Below are 15286 nucleotides of genomic sequence, written 5' to 3' on the forward strand. Positions count from 1 at the left end.
CTCACTCCAATTCACACGGAAAGCTCAAGATGAAAAAGTTGCTAGCAATCTATTTTACGAATGAGCAGTGCCTATTCAGACTGATACTCACTGCGTTTTAGCCTATATATATTTTATCATATTTCTAGAGAAAAACCAAACATGTGTTCCTATCTTGTTTTAGTCATCATAAAAGGAATTAGAAAAATAGTTGGCTCCTTTAATAGAAGCGAATTATGGTAAAATTGACTATAATCTCTAAAGGATTTACATAACTGACAGCTCAGCATCATTACGTTGAGAAAGGGGAATTGATATGAATTTTAATTTAAAAGAAGCGATTGAAATACTTGAGCATACGCCACAAACGCTTGAAAAACTTTTGTCTGGTCTATCTGCAGGGTGGCTGCAATCCAATGAAGGAGAAGGAACGTGGACTACCTCCGAAGTCATAGAACATTTAATAGAAGCAGAAAAAAACAATTGGATACCAAGGCTAGAATTTATTCTTGAAGAAGGAAGAAAGGGAGCTTTTCCTCCGTTTGACCGCTATGCCCATTTAAACAAGGAATCTACTAGTTCTATTGAAGAGAAGCTTCTTGAATTCAAAAAGGTAAGAATACAGAATTTACATCAACTAAAGCTGCTAGTTAAGCATGAAAAGCACCTTGAAGTGAGAGGAGAACACCCTGAGTTTGGGGAAGTAAAAGTCAGAGAGCTGCTCTCGACTTGGGTTGCTCACGATTTAACCCATATTGCGCAAATTGTTCGAGTAATGGCAGAACGATATAGAGAAGATGTAGGACCTTGGGAAGAATACTTAGGAATACTGAAGAAATAGCAATAACAAACGGTAGCCAGCCTTTATCATTCAAGCTTGAATTAAGAAATGTACACGATTACAATAAAATGAGAATAATGAAGATTCAGGAAAGATTGCAGAGGGAACTATAACAACATATCCGATGTTTATAACATGCAGGGTTCGTTGAGCAATTTATGAATAAAAAGAGGATTGGACTGATTAAAAATGAAAGTGAACTCAGAGAAATTTGGCGAACTAAACAATCAAGCTGTACATGCTTATACCTTATTAAATGATGAAGGGCTTAAAATCACCTGCCTTGACTATGGATGTGTAATATCAAATATTGAAATGCCGGATTCTGAAGGGAAGATTGAAAGTGTTGTATTGGGATTTGATTCAATAGAAGAATACCAAAAGTATTCTCCTTATTTCGGAGCTGTGGTCGGACGCGTAGCAGGGCGTATAGGCGGAGCAGCGTTTGAGCTTAATAATGAAACCTACCGTCTAGAGAAAAATGAAGGAAACAACCATCTGCATGGCGGAGCAGAAGGATTTAGTCACAAAATATGGAATGCCAAAACAATTGATGCAAGTGATTATGTAGGCGTTGAATTTACATATGTAAGTAAAGACGGAGAAGAAGGCTATCCCGGCAACCTTGAAGTGAAAGTTACGTATACATTAACGAATAAAAATGAGTTCCATATTTCTTACGAAGGAATAACAGATCAAGATACTCTTATTAATTTAACAAATCATACGTATTTCAATTTAAGCGGAAATCTAAAAGAAACGGTGTTGGATCATGTTTTGAAGCTGAAAAGTAACGAATTCTTAGAGTTGAATGATGATCTTTTACCTACTGGAGAAGTGTTAAACGTCACAGATACCCCATTTGATTTTAGAGAAGGACATAGTCTCAAGGAAGGAGTCGAATCCACACATCTGCAAAATATATTAGTGGGTAAAGGATACGATCATCCATTTCTTTTAGAAGCAGAAGCTGAAAATCAGATGTCATTATTTGATCCTGCAAGCGGCCGCAAAATAGAAGTCAAAACGGATCAGCCTTCAATCGTTCTCTATACGGGAAATCATCTAGACGAAGAATTCAAAATTAGAGGAGTTCATTCAGAGAAATACCTTGGTGTTTGCCTAGAAACACAAGGTTTACCGGACGCTATTCATCATAAGCATTTTCCTTCTTGTGTATTAAAGCCAGGTGAAAAGTATGAAGCATATACTCACTATACATTTATAACTGATCGCAGCCTGTAACAAAACGGGATGATAAAAAGGATTACAAACGAGCCTCTGCCGATTGTAATCCCTTTTTATTCTTACTTTTTCTTTTGGCTTTTTGCACGATTAGCGTCAAGCTCAGCCGCATATTCTTCTTGAGACTTTCCTTGCTTTTGACTCTCAGACTGAATCTTTTTAAATTTGTTATCGTTTAAATTTGGCATGTTAGCACCTCCTTGCAGACAGGGTTATTTTGTACAAGCATTAAGGATTTATATGCTGAAAAGTTTTAATGAACTTGGTTAGAAATTTCGCTTAATGCTGCACCAGCTTCATCAACATATACGTTCACTGTCGCAAGATCGCCGATTGCGCAGATTCCAACCATATTATTATTATTCTCCACTACAATAATGCGGCGGATTTGATGGTCAGCCATCATACGTGCACACTCGTGAATATCCGTATCCGGAGAACACGTAATTACATCTTTAGTCATACAATCATGGCAATGCACAGTGCTGCAATCTTTTCCATCCGCCACGCAGTTTAATACGATATCACGGTCTGTGATCATTCCCATTACTCGATTTTCTTGACACACCGGCACAGAACCACAATTAATATCACGCATTAATTTTGCAGCTGCTGTTACTGGGTCGTGCGGTGCACAAGCTTTCACATCTTTAGTCATAACTTCACGTACTGTAGTCATTTTTAATTCCTCCTTTTAAACATTCACCTCCGTATTTTCTCCATGCACATGCAGAATATGAGAATCAATAATTTCCTGAAAGCAAAAAATCTTGTAATAAAAGGCGAATAAAAAACTAACGCAGTGTAATAAGCACATAAAAAAGAGCGTATTACACAAACTAAAGAGGATATGATCTAGCTTACATTTTCGTAACGGCAGGAGTTGGGTACATAATGAAAGGAAAGTTAACGCTTTTGGCAGTACTTTTATTGCCTTGGCTGTCTATAGTAAAAGTTGATAAATTTGTCTTTAAAAGATACCTACCTGTTTTAACATTTAGTTCATTAGTTATTGCTTTTATAAGTGAGTTATCTAAAAGCTTTACTTGGTGGAAAGTGAGAAAACCTCTTTTTCCTAAACTTTCAAGCGATATATCTTTTATCTTTGGACCATTTTTTGTAGCTAATTTTTGGGTATTCAAGCTGACCTATGGAAATTTCAAAAAATATTTGCTGATTAACGTTCTATTTGATTATCTATTTGCTTATCCTTTGACGAGTCTGGCAGAAAAACTAAAGGTATACAAAATGGTCAACATGACGCGTTTTCAACTTTTTGCCATCTCGATTGCGACTGCTCTTATTAATTATTTGTATCAGCATTTTATAGAAGATGTATTAAGGCAGAGAAGGCAATAGCTGATATTTCGTTAACCAGCTCATCGTCACTTGAATTTCGGTACTGTCTGCTTTAAATCATATTAACGGCCTCCTAAACTTGGTACATAAATAATTAAACGAGATAATAAAAGAAAAGAGAAACATGAGAGAAGATAAACTTCTTTCATGTTTCTCTACTTTATCATGTACATAACCTTTATCTGTACACCGTCATCGGCAAATACGTTAAAGATTGCCCCGTAGCTGAAGCAGTTAAATGCGATTCTAATTCAAAATCTTCAAATGGTTCGATATGAGAAAAGGCCTCTAAAAAGGCTTCTAATATGATTGTCATTTCAAGTCGAGCAAGAGGGGCGCCCAAACAAAAATGAGGTCCGTTCCCAAACGTTAAGTGTTTTTTATTAGTTTGGCGATGAATGTCTACAGAAAAAGGGTTTTCAAACATATTCTCATCCATATTACATGCGCTCATCCACGCAATAACAACATCTCCTTTTTTTAGCTTAACGCCTAATAAATCGTTATCTTGTTTAACCGTCCGATCTCGTCTGGAGATGTGAAACCGATATCGAAGCATTTCTTCTACTGCTTTTGGAGCTAATTCTTTATTGTTTCTCAGCTCGCTGTATAACGACTCTTCGTCATATAAAAAAGAATAAAACATATTTGCAATGGCGTGACTTGTGGTTTCAACTCCTGCACCTAAAAGCAGCATGGTAGCGTGTACAATTTCTTCATCTGTGAATGTTTCACCATCAACTTCGGCTTGAATTAAGTCTGAGATAATATCATCAGAAAGGTTGGAGCGCTTTTCAATGACAATCGGGTAGAGGTATTGAAAATATTCAGCTCCTGCACGCTGCTTTTCTTGTTCAATCTCTTCTAATCTTTCTTGGTCATAAGGCTGAAACAGAATATCTACCCATTTTTTAAACTGATATCGGTCTTTTACCGGTACGCCGAATAGATCTGCTATAACTAAACTAGGAAAAGGAGAAGATAAATCGTCAACAATATTAATAGTTGAATTCTTTTGTATCGCTTCTACAAGGTCTGCTGCAATTTGTTTAATTCGCGGTTCCCAGTTCTTTAAACTGCGAGGAGTAAAAGCTGCAGCAAGTAAAGATCGCGCTTTCCGGTGGTCAGGAGGATCTAAGTTTGTAAGATTGGTAATTGGAGATGTGCTTTTTTTCTTACTATTATCCCCAACAAAAATAGTGGTTCTTTGTCCATCGCTTGAAAAAAATTCGTAGTTGCTCAAGACTTGTTTAACATGGTCGTATTGGAATACATTCCATGTGTTTGTTTCTTCATGAAAATAAACAGGATGGTTGTTCAGCATTTCTTTATACCATTGGATAGGGAAAAACTCTTCTGCACGTGATTGGAATTTTGGAATGTCTGTAACGGGAATGACTTCTTTGTTCATATGATCTTATTCCTCCTTCAGAATAGGTATAAATTTGGAATCTACTAACTACATAGCGCTTAGTAGTTGTTACTTGCTAGAAATTACTTTGTTAAATTAACCTATACTATTAGTACATTTTTATACTATATGTATAAAAATGTACTGATAGTATATAATTATTTTTAGTTGTTTATCAAGGAAAAAGGATAAAATTCACGTAGGAAAAAGCAGATAAGTTATACTAAATAAAAAGTAAATTGTAAACAGAGGAGTAGCAGCAATGAATCAAAAACAGCTCGATATTTTAAGGCATACGCACCAGCTTTTTATGGAAAAAGGATACGTAGACACTTCGGTACAAGATATATTAGAAAGAAGCGGGATTTCAAAAGGAACATTTTATAAATATTTTTCATCTAAAAGCGAACTGCTTCTCTCATTACTTTCGTCTTTGCAAGAATCACTTATTCTACAAAGAGAAAAAGTAGCCATTGAATATAAAGGAGACAATCAGAAGGTATTTGAAGAACAGATAATTTTTATGCTGAACTTTGCAGAGCAAAACAAAATTCCTGAAATGATTGAAAGTACACTCGTTTTAAATGAGATCAAAACATTTCAATATATAGAGGAGTTAAAAACAGCAACATTCAACTGGATATATGAACGTTTGCAGCAGATTTTCCCGTCTAAGACTTCTCCTTATTTATTTGATGGAGCTGTGCTGCTAGAAGGAATGCTTAACAATATATTTAAAATGAATAAAGCACTAAACTATCCATTGCCTATTGAACAAATTGTCCGTTATTGTATGAAGCGTATAGAGGAAATCGTAATCGAAGTAGCAGAACAAAAAGAACAGTTATTTAATCCCTCCGTTTACTCTGCGGTATTTAATGAGAAAAGAGAAAGTCATTTTTCGACTGAGCTTACGCGCGTAAGCGCGAAGTTAAAACGGGTGATTGAAAATAAACTAACAAATCAAGAGGAGCAAAAGAAGAGTCTGGAATTTGTGACGTTTATCTCTGATGAATTACTGCAAAATGATACAGAGCCTCGCACATTTATTATTCAGAGCTCTCTTTTATCGCTAGAGAAAATCAATACCCTCGCACAGACCAAAGAGTTAGAGGAATATAAAGAAGTCATAACTGTCTTAACAAAAAATGATTGATTGGATGTTTCAGCATGTGAAGCAAACAAACTAGTAAGAAATAAAGCTCCATACTTCATTACTCCTAAAAAGCTCTTCCAGTTAATAAGAACTGGAAGAGCTTTTTGCTTTTATCAGAATCTACGCGCTAGGAGCAAGGCATTTCACACCACATTTACCCAAATATGTGACGAAATTATGGTAAAGCCATTTAAACTAGATAAAAATCGCTTCAAGTGTGATAAATATCACACCCTTTAACAACGCAACATGATAATTTTTTAGGAGTAAGCAATATGTCATGACAAACTTCAATATGTTAGGAGGTTTTTAGCCTTTTGATCTGTTGAGATGCATCTCTAATATGAACGTTTATATACCATTATTATGTACAGAGATTTAGAGGAAGGGAGCCTGAACTTAGGTGAGAAAGCAAAAATCAATGCATATTAGCAAGTTAATCATTCTCTCCGTATTCATCACAATTTTTTTAGCAGGCTGTGATAGTCGTTATTTGATTTTAAATCCGCAGGGGGCGGTGGCTCAAAAAGAATACCAGTTAATTATTTTTTCCATAATTTTATGCACAATTGTTGTTATTCCTGTTTTAGGTCTGCTTGTGTATATCGTTTTACGCTACCGCGATAAGCCTGGAAACAAGGCTCCGTATCGGCCAGATTGGGACGATAGTAAGCGTCTTGAATTTATTTGGTGGGGCATCCCCATTATTATTATTGGTATTTTAGGTTTCGCTACGGCCAAGACGACGTATGACTTAGCAGATCCGCCGAAAAAAGATGTAAAGCCGCTAACGATTGAAGTAACATCCCTTGACTGGAAATGGTTATTTCAATATCCGGATCAAGATATTGCGACAGTGAACTATGTCAAAATTCCAAAAGATGTGCCCGTTCAATTCGTGCTAACGTCAGATGCACCTATGAATTCTTTTTGGGTACCCCAGCTGGGAGGACAATTATATACCATGCCGGGAATGGCAATGGGGCTTTGGCTGCAAGCTGATCACAAGGGAGAATATTTTGGTTCGGGTGCTAATTTTACGGGTGAAGGGTTCGCTCATATGAACTTTAAAGTTAAATCTACATCGACAAAAGAATTTAATCAATGGGTAAAGCAAGTGAAAGAAACATCACCAGCTTTAACAAAAGCTGATTATAGCAATCTTGCCCAACAAGGTCTTTCTCTAGAAAAATCGTATTCTACCATTCCTAAAGGCTTATTCCAAGAAATTGTCATTAAAAACGGTGGTCAATATTATAGTCAGCATCACCATATGAAAAATGGAGACATGAAGACTATGAATGTGGCTTCTGAAGAACAAGTACATACACAGCATGAGCACCAGGAAGGAGGAAAATAAGTTGTTAGACAAATTAAAAGATTTTTCATCTCATTTTTTCGTGACAGGAGAACCTATGATTTACGGAGCAGATGTCGCCATTTTGTTAACACTAGCCGGTATTATTTTTGTTCTTACGTATCTTAAAAAATGGAAGTGGCTATGGCGTGAGTGGCTCACAACGGTGGATCATAAAAAAATTGGAATTATGTATATGCTTTCTTCATTATTGATGCTGTTTCGAGGCGGAGTAGATGCATTATTAATGCGTATGCAACTAGCATTCCCTCAGTGGCATTTTCTAGATTCTAATCATTACAACGAAATTTTTACTACGCACGGAACTATTATGATTCTATTTATGGCAATGCCGCTTATGTTTGCTTTCTTTAACATTGTTGTGCCGCTTCAAATTGGAGCAAGAGATGTCGCCTATCCTTTTTTAAACGCGGTAAGCTTTTGGCTATTTTTCTTTGGCGCCATGCTTTTTAATTTGTCGTTTGTAATCGGCGGCTCGCCAGATGCAGGATGGTTGAGTTATCCGCCGCTTTCTGGCATGCAGTTCAGTCCTGGACCAGGTCAAGATTTTTATATTTGGGGTATTCAAATATCAGGTATTGGCAGCTTGGCTTCTGGAATTAATTTTATTATGACTATTTTAAAAATGCGTGCGCCGGGCATGAAACTTATGCATATGCCGCTATTCACGTGGTCCGTTCTAGCAAGCTGTATTATTATCATTTTCGCGTTTCCTGTATTAACCGTAACGCTTGCTTTATTGTTTATTGACCGCTTCTTTGACGGACACTTATTTACTATGACCGGCGGAGGAAATCCGATGATGTACATTAACTTAATTTGGATGTGGGGACATCCTGAAGTGTATATCGTTGTACTTCCTGCATTCGGCATTTTTTCTGAAATCGTTGCAACGTTTTCTCAAAAGAAGATATTTGGCTATAAGTCTATGGTTTTTTCAATGATGATTATTAGCGTTCTATCGTATTTCACATGGGTGCATCATTTCTTCACGATGGGTGCAGGTGCTAATGTGAATGTGTTTTTTGCTATTACGACGATGGCTATCGGAATTCCAACGGGTGTTAAAGTGTTCAACTGGTTATTTACGATGTTCCGCGGCCGTATTCAAATGACACAGCCAATGCTATGGACAATTGCTTTTATCCCGTGTTTTGTTGTGGGAGGAGCAACGGGTGTGATGCTTTCAGCAGCTCCCGCGGACTATCAGTATCATAATAGCTACTTTTTAGTTGCACACTTTCACCAAGTGTTAATCGGAGGCGTTGTATTCGGCTTTTTTGCAGGTTTGTACTACTGGTGGCCAAAAATGTTTGGCTTTAAACTCAATGACCGTCTTGGTAAATGGGCATTTTGGACGTGGAATATTGGTTTTTACGTATGCTTCATGCCTCAATACGCATTAGGATTTATGGGAATGACGCGCCGTATTTATACGTACGATTTTGACATGGGATGGGGACCGCTGAACGTTATCTCTACAGTCGGAGCTTTCTTTATGGGCATAGGGTTTATCTTTCAAGCATGGCAGATTCTTCATGGCATTAAGTACGGAGAACGAGATGTAACAGGGGATCCTTGGAATGGACGTACATTAGAATGGTCCATCCCTTCACCGCCGCCGCACTACAATTTTGCAGTGATTCCAACAGTAGCGGGCCAAGATGCGTGGTGGACAACAAAAGAAGAAAGAAAAAAGAAAAAAGCGAAGGAAACAGCTGCTTTTTCTCCAATTCATATGCCTAAGAATTCAGGTATTCCATTTATCATGTCGGTTTTCTGGTTCATTGCTGGTTTTGGCTTAACGTTCCACTGGGTGTGGATGGCGATATTCGGTTTGACAGGAGTCGGAGCTTGTTTACTAGCTCGTTCTTTTCAATACAACTCGGACTATTATATTCCAGTGGATGAAATTCGACATACAGAAGATTCAGTAGGGAGGGTTGGCTGACATGGCTTATGCGACAACGCACCACGAAGAACATCATGATAACCATGATGAAGGAATCAAAGTTATGGGTTTTTGGCTTTTCCTCGTAACGGACTGCATCTTATTTGGAGCATTATTTGCTACGTATGCCGTTCTTGTTAATCATACTGCGGGAGGCCTTACAGGAAAAGATTTTTTTGAAGTTCCAGGATTTGTTTCTGAAACGTTTATCTTATTAACGAGCAGCTTTACGAGCGGATTAGCTGTGCTGAGCATGCACAAGGGAAAAATAAAGCAGTTAATTGGCTGGCTAATCGTGACTCTGCTTTTAGGTATGTGCTTTGTTGGCCTTGAAATTCATGAATTTCAAACAATGGTTCATGAAGGAGCCACCATTTCCACCAGCGCATTTTTTACAGCTTTCTATACACTGGTTAGTACGCACGGGCTGCACGTTTCTGTCGGCATCATTTGGATGATTTCAATTACAATCCAATTAAAACGATATGGAATTACCTCTGTAACAAAACGAAAAGTAACGATTATCAGCTTATACTGGCATTTTCTTGATGCTGTCTGGATCTTCCTTTACACGGTTGTGTATTTAATGGGGGTGATGTAGATGGAGAACCATGGGTCGTTAAAAGCTTATACACTAGGATTTATTTTCTCGATTATTTTAACCGTTATTCCTTTGATGCTGGTATTAAACCATGTATTTGCTAAAAATATATTACTAGCTAGCATTCTAGGAATGGCCGTGCTTCAATTTTTCATTCAACTGTTTTTCTTCATGCATATTAAAGACGGAGAGAAGCCTCGTTATAATGTGATGGCTTTAATACTTGGAATCGTTTTTGTTATTACGATTGTAGCAGGATCGATTTGGATAATGACTTTTAACTCTCAAGTTCAATAAAAATGGAGCCGTGCACTACACACGGCTCCATTTTTATTAATTTCTCTAAATTGTGATAAAAATCACATATTTTCGCTTGTGCAAGAAGTACAATAAAAGTGTAGCAAGGAAAGTTCTTTATAAACGAAAGACAAAGGAGAGATTATGATGAATATGGCTTATCGTAACATCCTCGTAGCAGTAGACGGTTCTGTAGAAGCAGAGTGGGCATTCAAAAAAGCAGTTAACAGTGCGAAAAAAAATAACGCTCATTTGATAGTTTGTCACGTTATCGACATACAGGCGTTAAGTCCATCACCTTATGCATTCTATACAGATACACGCTTTCAAGATGCAGAGAAATTTGCTGAAGAACTTTTAACCAACTATCGTAACCTAGCCATTAAGGCTGGCGTAACGAAAGTCGAGACATTAATTGAACACGGTTCTCCTAAAACAAAAATATCTAAAAAAATTGCTCCCGATAAGCACGTTGATTTAATTGTATGCGGTGCAACCGGGTTAAACGCGGTAGAGCGTATCTTAATCGGAAGTGTATCTCAGCATATTTTGCGCTATGCCAAATGTGATGTGTTAATCGTTCGCACGCCTAAAGAAGCCGAAGAAGAATCAAAGCCTTTACAAGTGGAACTAACAGAGTAGCAGAACAGAAGAAAAAGAATGCTTATTGTTCACAGCAAAATAAAAAGCTCTCACCATTTATTTAAAGGGGGGGGGATAAACGTATTTTAGTTAAAAGAAGATCCGAACAAGGAGTCAAGATTCTTAAGGGAGAATTTGACTCGTTCGGATTTTTTTATTGTGATGGTAAACGTAGGTTTCACGTATGCAGCTGTTTCTAGCTGTTGATTGAAGGGGAAAGGCAATGAAAGAAAAGCGAGGCGCTAATAGAGCACATCAAACATGTTTACTAAGGAAGAAGACGGGAAGAACAAGCATATAGAAAACTTTTCCTTAGTTGGTTAAGGTTGATTTATGAAGGAGTGACGAATATGTCAAAGTTAAATAATCCATTAACTCAATATTTCCGTGAAGACTATCCAAAACAGTATCAAGAACCGCCTGGTGTACAAAAAGAAATGAACGTCATCCCAGACTGCGGGGAGAACAGTTACATAGGTGCAGGTAAATTAAAAGGCAGAAAAGCTCTTGTGACAGGTGGAGATTCAGGTATTGGCCGAGCAGCAGCGATCGCTTACGCAAGAGAAGGAGCGGACGTTGCACTTAATTACTTGCCACAAGAGCAAGCAGATGCAGAAGAAGTACAAAAGCTTATTGAAGCAGAAGGAAGAAAAGCCGTGCTCATACCTGGTGATGTAGGAGAAGAATCTTTTTGCAAGGAGCTAGTAGAAAAAGCTTATAAAGAATTAGATGGTTTAGATGTTCTAGCGCTCGTAGCTGGCAAACAGCAGGCAGTAGAAGATCTTGCTGATTTAGAAACGGACCAACTGCGCAAAACCTTTGAAGTAAATGTATTCTCTTTATATTGGACCGTAAAAGCAGCGCTGCCTTATTTACCGGCAGGTGCTTCTATTATTACCACAAGTTCTGTACAAGGCTATAGCCCAAGTCCTAATTTATTAGATTATGCAGCTACAAAGTTTGCCATTAACGGATTCACTCGCGGACTAGCCAAGCAATTAGCTCCAAAAGGTATTCGCGTTAACTCCGTTGCTCCAGGACCTATCTGGACGCCGCTACAAATTTCTGGAGGGCAGCCAAGCGACGCTATTCCAGGCTTTGGACAAGATACACCGTTACAGCGCGCTGGTCAGCCGTTAGAGTTAGCGAATGTATACGTATTTTTAGCTTCAACAGATGCAAGCTACGTAACAGCTCAAGTTTACGGAATTACAGGCGGAATAGAACTAGCTTAACTTAAAAAAGCCACTTGCAGTTATAAACTGCAAGTGGCTTTTTTGTAGAGTTATTTCTGTTTTATCGTCTTTTACCTTTTAACGTCTGTACACAAATGTAGCTAAGCGTAGCGAATAACGCTGTAATAAACGCCGAGTGAGACAGTGTAGCAAAGACATTTAAACGAGACATGACAACAAAGATACCGCTAAATATTTGAGCAATGGTTAAAGCAACTGCAATGATGGACGCATAGTAAATATCACGGCGAGTTTCTTTATACTGTTTGATAGCAGATACCATAATCCAAATGATAAGAACAAACAGCACAAGAGCAGCAAATCGGTGAGCAAAGTGAATGCCTGTTGTTCCTGATAGCTTTGGAATAAGAGTGTTGCCATAACAAGCCGGAAAGCTTGTACACGCTAAGCTTGCACCTTTGTGACGCACATATGCACCTAAATAAATATCGCAGTAGGTAAATATAAGCGTAAACCATGCGAGCCATTTAAATTTGCCTGTAACCGCTCCTTTAATAAAATGATCCGAACGGTCCTTTTGAATAACAAATATTGAAAGTAAAAATACACCGGTAAACGCAATAAGCGAAAGACCGAAATGAAGCGCTAGCGCTTCAGCTGACTGAGGCCAGATAACGGCAGAAGCCCCGAGCAATGACTCGATAACAATAAATGCAATACTCATAATCGCTAAAATTTTCACTTCACGGTTTCTGCGGTAACGAATCCAAGCCCAAATAGAAAATGCCAAAACAAGAAGACCGGCAAATGCGGTAATTAGACGATGCGTATATTCAATCATTGTTGCTACCGCGTATTCGGGTATTAGCTGCCCGTTGCACAGCGGCCACTCGTTTCCGCATCCTAATCCAGATCCTGTGGTTGTGACCAGACTGCCGGCAATCATCAAAATAAACATAACAATCGTTGTAAATATAGCTGTTATTTTAAATAAATTTCTCATACGTTGACTCCCTTTGCTGAGTTACTAATTATGACTATAGATTTGATGAATACGATAGTCAAGTAGTAGAGCGTAATTAACAAATAACTGTCACAAACTCGCACATGTTTCCCTTAAAATTGATGTCAGAAAAGCTTTCTTCCTTAAACTTTATAATGGTTTTTTCCTTTTAAACGATGTAAATATGGTTCCCTACATAAGATATAAAAAAATTATATTAGTGATTTTATACAATTTGCAAAAAAAACTTTAGAGAGAATGGAGATACAATCATATTCCAAAAGTGATAATATAGATATAAATCAAACAATGTTATAAAACCTATCATTTTATGTAAGGTGTGAAATAAACTTTTTTATTAGAAAGAAACTTTGTTGAAAGGAGAGATAACGATGAGCTTAGAAGCTTTAAATAAAAGAGTAGAAACCGATCTGTCTTACCTTTCCTTCAGGAAACCAACAGAAGCACAGCCAATTACCCCTAAGAGCGGACACGTATACGATGTAATCATTATTGGAGGAGGTCAAAGCGGTTTAGGAACGGCCTTTGGTTTACTGCGAGAACGCGTGTCGAATATTCTTGTTATTGACGAAAACCGTTCGGGTTCAGAAGGTCCATGGGAAACATATGCACGAATGATTACGCTAAGAACACCCAAAAACTTAACGTCTGTCGATCTAGGAATTCCTTCACTGACGTTTCAAGCGTGGTGGGAAGCACAATTCGGCTCAGAAGGCTGGGAAGCTCTTGACAAAATCCCAAGAGGAGACTGGATGAATTATTTGCGCTGGTACCGGAACATTCTTAACCTTCCTGTGGCAAATGAAATAAAATTAACGTTAATTGAGCCTGCAGAAACAGGTATCCATCGCTTGCATATTCAAGGGAATGGAGCCGTGTGTCCTACACTGATGGCACGTAAAGTTATACTAGCTACAGGAATTCAAGGAGGAGGAGAATGGCATGTTCCGCCTATGATTTCTGAAAAATTGCCGCCTCATCTTTATTCTCACACTTCAAAAACCATTGATTTTACTACGTTGAAGAACAAAAAAGTAGCTGTTTTAGGAGGAGGAGCTTCCGCTTTTGATAACGCCAACTATGCGCTTTCCGAAGGGGTTGCTGAAGCTCATGTATTTGTTCGCCGAAAAGAACTTCCCCGTATTAATCCAATTAGACAAATGGAAGATTCAGGAATGATTGAACGTTTCCATGCTCTGTCAGATGCTGAAAAATATGAAGTGATGGCTCATTTTTTCGAATACAATCAGCCGCCTACGAATGATACATTTGGACGCGCTTCCTCATGGCCAGGTTTTCATTTGCACGTACATGCCCCATGGCTCGACGTCGAGGAAAAACACGACAAAGCAGTTGTAACCACTCCTCAGGGAACGTTTACGTTTGACTATTTAATTATTAGCACCGGACTTCTAACAGATCCGGCTCTGCGTCCAGAATTGCAACTTGTTGAAAAACACATCGCCCGCTGGAACGATCATTACAAAGCACCGCATGAAATCGCCAACCCAGTATTGGATGCCCATCCTTACCTTAGTAACGGCTTTGCTTTTTTAAGTCGTAATAGGGAAGGTCAAAAAATGGTATATGGCCTTTTTGCTTTTAATTATTCCGCTTTAATTAGCTGTGGAATTTCTGCATCCGCTCTTTCAGGGCTAAAATATGCGATACCAAAGCTCGTCTCAGAAGTCGCCAATCAGCTTTTTATTGATAATCGCCATGAGAATTTAACTAATTTCTTTGACTATGATGAGCCTGAATTTGTCGGCAGTTGGTCAAAGGACAATAATCAAGTGAAAACAATATAATAAAACTACATTTTTAACAATGAAAAAGGTGAAGCATATGGAGCCGATCTCTAAAAAGAAGATAGCTACTTTGTATACTCAAATTAGCCAAGAAATTTTTAATGTAGGCGTGAATACTCAAAAAATAGATATTATTGATAATAAAATTCTTATACTAGCTCAATCAAAAAGAATGCCGGCATTAGAAGCACTTAGTGAAGAATATAGAGAATTAGTGATGTCTCTTGATGCCGCTTTGTCGACTAAATATAAAAAAATGCTAAAGCAAAAAGTGGAGCTTTTATTTGATATCCAGGTCACTTCTTTATTTAGAGACTATGATCCTGTTACAGAGAATTCTTGTACGGTTATTTGCTTTAAATAACTTCTCTATATAAATGGCAAAACGTTCGATGAAA

Annotated in this window: 16 protein-coding genes; 12 read left to right on the forward strand and 4 right to left on the reverse strand. The window is 37.9% G+C overall.

Features of this window, described 5'->3' with window-relative positions:
• The first annotated feature begins 295 nt into the window (after positions 1–295).
• The gene (locus tag LJC66_RS09485; RefSeq protein ID WP_230932408.1) at positions 296–820 is read left to right on the forward strand and encodes a DinB family protein; all 525 of its coding nucleotides are present in this window, start codon (positions 296–298) and stop codon (positions 818–820) included.
• 189 nt (positions 821–1009) lie between these two features.
• Positions 1010–2065, forward strand: coding sequence for an aldose epimerase family protein (locus LJC66_RS09490; RefSeq protein ID WP_230932409.1), 1056 nt, complete (start codon positions 1010–1012; stop codon positions 2063–2065).
• Between the two features lie 62 nt (positions 2066–2127).
• On the opposite strand, the gene LJC66_RS27710 is transcribed toward LJC66_RS09490, so the two are convergent.
• Positions 2128–2253 carry a hypothetical protein gene (locus LJC66_RS27710; RefSeq protein WP_013056562.1) on the reverse strand — a complete coding sequence of 42 codons (126 nt, stop codon included), beginning with the start codon at positions 2251–2253 and terminating at the stop codon, positions 2128–2130.
• A 65-nt stretch (positions 2254–2318) separates the two neighbouring features.
• The gene (locus tag LJC66_RS09495; protein ID WP_230932410.1) at positions 2319–2744 is read right to left on the reverse strand and encodes a CBS domain-containing protein; all 426 of its coding nucleotides are present in this window, start codon (positions 2742–2744) and stop codon (positions 2319–2321) included.
• 215 nt (positions 2745–2959) lie between these two features.
• Here LJC66_RS09495 and LJC66_RS09500 point away from each other — a divergent pair, with 215 nt between their 5' ends.
• Positions 2960–3424 (forward strand): hypothetical protein, encoded by a 465-nt coding sequence (locus LJC66_RS09500; RefSeq protein ID WP_195694500.1) that lies wholly within the window; start codon positions 2960–2962, stop codon positions 3422–3424.
• 178 nt (positions 3425–3602) lie between these two features.
• On the opposite strand, the gene LJC66_RS09505 is transcribed toward LJC66_RS09500, so the two are convergent.
• Positions 3603–4835, reverse strand: a complete 1233-nt coding sequence (locus tag LJC66_RS09505) for a cytochrome P450 (protein ID WP_230932411.1) — start codon at positions 4833–4835, stop codon at positions 3603–3605.
• Between the two features lie 262 nt (positions 4836–5097).
• Between LJC66_RS09505 and LJC66_RS09510 the strand changes: the two genes are divergently transcribed.
• The 7 genes from LJC66_RS09510 (at position 5098) to LJC66_RS09540 (ending at position 12095) form a co-directional block, all read left to right on the forward strand.
• Entirely contained in the window at positions 5098–5991 is an 894-nt protein-coding gene (locus LJC66_RS09510; protein WP_230932412.1) for a TetR/AcrR family transcriptional regulator, read from the forward strand.
• Positions 5992–6412: 421 nt separating this feature from the next.
• On the forward strand, positions 6413–7351 hold the full coding sequence (locus LJC66_RS09515) for a cytochrome c oxidase subunit II (protein ID WP_269067605.1): 939 nt from the start codon (positions 6413–6415) through the stop codon (positions 7349–7351).
• 1 nt (position 7352) lies between these two features.
• Positions 7353–9320 (forward strand): cytochrome aa3 quinol oxidase subunit I, encoded by a 1968-nt coding sequence (qoxB, locus tag LJC66_RS09520; RefSeq protein ID WP_230932414.1) that lies wholly within the window; start codon positions 7353–7355, stop codon positions 9318–9320.
• A 1-nt stretch (position 9321) separates the two neighbouring features.
• The gene (gene cyoC / locus LJC66_RS09525) at positions 9322–9921 is read left to right on the forward strand and encodes a cytochrome o ubiquinol oxidase subunit III (RefSeq protein ID WP_230932415.1); all 600 of its coding nucleotides are present in this window, start codon (positions 9322–9324) and stop codon (positions 9919–9921) included.
• The gene (cyoD, locus tag LJC66_RS09530; RefSeq protein WP_028408883.1) at positions 9922–10218 is read left to right on the forward strand and encodes a cytochrome o ubiquinol oxidase subunit IV; all 297 of its coding nucleotides are present in this window, start codon (positions 9922–9924) and stop codon (positions 10216–10218) included.
• A gap of 147 nt (positions 10219–10365) precedes the next feature.
• Positions 10366–10860: a universal stress protein gene (locus LJC66_RS09535; protein WP_050690081.1), complete on the forward strand. Its 495-nt coding sequence runs from the start codon at positions 10366–10368 to the stop codon at positions 10858–10860.
• A 350-nt stretch (positions 10861–11210) separates the two neighbouring features.
• The gene (locus LJC66_RS09540; RefSeq protein ID WP_230932416.1) at positions 11211–12095 is read left to right on the forward strand and encodes an SDR family oxidoreductase; all 885 of its coding nucleotides are present in this window, start codon (positions 11211–11213) and stop codon (positions 12093–12095) included.
• Positions 12096–12156: 61 nt separating this feature from the next.
• Here the strand turns inward: LJC66_RS09540 and LJC66_RS09545 are convergent, their stop codons facing one another.
• On the reverse strand, positions 12157–13059 hold the full coding sequence (locus LJC66_RS09545) for a COX15/CtaA family protein (protein ID WP_195694493.1): 903 nt from the start codon (positions 13057–13059) through the stop codon (positions 12157–12159).
• A 392-nt stretch (positions 13060–13451) separates the two neighbouring features.
• On the opposite strand from LJC66_RS09545, the gene LJC66_RS09550 reads away from it, so the two are divergent.
• Together LJC66_RS09550 and LJC66_RS09555 are read left to right on the forward strand one after the other, a co-directional pair.
• Positions 13452–14888 carry an NAD(P)-binding domain-containing protein gene (locus tag LJC66_RS09550; protein ID WP_195694492.1) on the forward strand — a complete coding sequence of 479 codons (1437 nt, stop codon included), beginning with the start codon at positions 13452–13454 and terminating at the stop codon, positions 14886–14888.
• 37 nt (positions 14889–14925) lie between these two features.
• Complete coding sequence (locus tag LJC66_RS09555) at positions 14926–15252, forward strand: Na-translocating system protein MpsC family protein (protein ID WP_013056580.1); 327 nt, start codon at positions 14926–14928, stop codon at positions 15250–15252.
• Positions 15253–15286: the final 34 nt, after the last annotated feature.

The sequence above is a fragment of the Priestia sp. TSO9 genome (assembly GCF_021029645.1).
GTDB classification, from domain to species: domain Bacteria; phylum Bacillota; class Bacilli; order Bacillales; family Bacillaceae_H; genus Priestia; species Priestia megaterium_E.

What these genes read in the sequence shown, in the direction of transcription:
- LJC66_RS09485 (WP_230932408.1), top strand. Translation starts at nt 296, where the DNA reads ATGAATTTTAATTTAAAAGAAGCGATTGAAATACTTGAGCATACGCCA.
- LJC66_RS09490 (WP_230932409.1), top strand. Translation starts at nt 1,010, where the DNA reads ATGAAAGTGAACTCAGAGAAATTTGGCGAACTAAACAATCAAGCTGTA.
- LJC66_RS27710 (WP_013056562.1), bottom strand. Translation starts at nt 2,253, where the DNA reads ATGCCAAATTTAAACGATAACAAATTTAAAAAGATTCAGTCTGAGAGT.
- LJC66_RS09495 (WP_230932410.1), bottom strand. Translation starts at nt 2,744, where the DNA reads ATGACTACAGTACGTGAAGTTATGACTAAAGATGTGAAAGCTTGTGCA.
- LJC66_RS09500 (WP_195694500.1), top strand. Translation starts at nt 2,960, where the DNA reads ATGAAAGGAAAGTTAACGCTTTTGGCAGTACTTTTATTGCCTTGGCTG.
- LJC66_RS09505 (WP_230932411.1), bottom strand. Translation starts at nt 4,835, where the DNA reads ATGAACAAAGAAGTCATTCCCGTTACAGACATTCCAAAATTCCAATCA.
- LJC66_RS09510 (WP_230932412.1), top strand. Translation starts at nt 5,098, where the DNA reads ATGAATCAAAAACAGCTCGATATTTTAAGGCATACGCACCAGCTTTTT.
- LJC66_RS09515 (WP_269067605.1), top strand. Translation starts at nt 6,413, where the DNA reads ATGCATATTAGCAAGTTAATCATTCTCTCCGTATTCATCACAATTTTT.
- cyoC (WP_230932415.1), top strand. Translation starts at nt 9,322, where the DNA reads ATGGCTTATGCGACAACGCACCACGAAGAACATCATGATAACCATGAT.
- cyoD (WP_028408883.1), top strand. Translation starts at nt 9,922, where the DNA reads ATGGAGAACCATGGGTCGTTAAAAGCTTATACACTAGGATTTATTTTC.
- LJC66_RS09535 (WP_050690081.1), top strand. Translation starts at nt 10,366, where the DNA reads ATGAATATGGCTTATCGTAACATCCTCGTAGCAGTAGACGGTTCTGTA.
- LJC66_RS09540 (WP_230932416.1), top strand. Translation starts at nt 11,211, where the DNA reads ATGTCAAAGTTAAATAATCCATTAACTCAATATTTCCGTGAAGACTAT.
- LJC66_RS09545 (WP_195694493.1), bottom strand. Translation starts at nt 13,059, where the DNA reads ATGAGAAATTTATTTAAAATAACAGCTATATTTACAACGATTGTTATG.
- LJC66_RS09550 (WP_195694492.1), top strand. Translation starts at nt 13,452, where the DNA reads ATGAGCTTAGAAGCTTTAAATAAAAGAGTAGAAACCGATCTGTCTTAC.
- LJC66_RS09555 (WP_013056580.1), top strand. Translation starts at nt 14,926, where the DNA reads ATGGAGCCGATCTCTAAAAAGAAGATAGCTACTTTGTATACTCAAATT.